The sequence below is a fragment of the Pseudomonas typographi genome, assembly GCF_014694385.1.
GTDB lineage: Bacteria > Pseudomonadota > Gammaproteobacteria > Pseudomonadales > Pseudomonadaceae > Aquipseudomonas > Aquipseudomonas typographi.
The window spans coordinates 1-255 of sequence record NZ_JAAOCA010000186.1 but is presented as its reverse complement, the minus strand read 5'-3'; the positions used below and the strand labels follow the sequence as shown (position 1 = coordinate 255).

At 73.7% G+C, this 255-nt stretch carries 1 protein-coding gene; it reads right to left on the bottom strand.

Features of this window, described 5'->3' with window-relative positions:
- Positions 1–255 (bottom strand): solute carrier family 23 protein (locus HAQ05_RS28330; RefSeq protein WP_238936626.1); only part of this gene is annotated, 255 nt, incomplete at both ends.

The following is a 255-nucleotide window of genomic DNA, read 5'->3' as shown; positions in this document are numbered from 1 at the left end:
GGGCCGGGGCGGTGGCGTAGGCGGGCACGCTGCCGGCCAGGGGGGCGAAGAACAGTGCCAGCAAGAACAGCACGGCGACGACGATGGCGGTGAGGCCGGTGCGCCCGCCGGCGCTGACGCCCGCGGCCGATTCGATGTAGCTGGTGGTGGTCGAGGTGCCGAGCAGCGAGCCCACCATGGCGGCGCTGGAGTCGGCGATCAGGGCGCGGCCCATCTTCGGCATGTAGCCGTCCTCGCGCATCAGGCCGGCGCGCT